This window comes from Salmonella sp. SAL4457, assembly GCF_046548235.1.
Taxonomy (GTDB): Bacteria; Pseudomonadota; Gammaproteobacteria; order Enterobacterales; family Enterobacteriaceae; genus Salmonella; species Salmonella enterica.
Window position 1 is genome coordinate 1 of the sequence record NZ_JBGDZO010001020.1, and the last position, 249, is coordinate 249.

The window sequence follows — 249 nt, forward strand, 5'->3', positions numbered from 1 at the left end:
GACCAGTACATCGGCGGCATCGAGCACGCCATCCTGCACCTGCTCTATGCGCGCTTCTTCCACAAGCTGATGCGCGACGAAGGCCTGGTCGGCAGCGACGAACCGTTCAAGAACCTGCTGACCCAGGGCATGGTGGTCGCCGATACCTACTACCGGACCACCGCCAACGGCGGCAAGGACTGGTTCAACCCGGCCGACGTCGAGGTCGAGCGTGACGCCAAGGCCAAGGTCGTCGGCGCGCGCCTGAAG

1 protein-coding gene is annotated in these 249 nt (G+C 65.1%); it reads left to right on the top strand.

Going from position 1 to position 249, the window contains the following annotated elements; all coding sequences use genetic code 11:
- Window positions 1-249, top strand: a 249-nt coding sequence (locus ACLJNW_RS27260) for a hypothetical protein (protein ID WP_410961678.1), incomplete at both ends; no start/stop codon positions are given.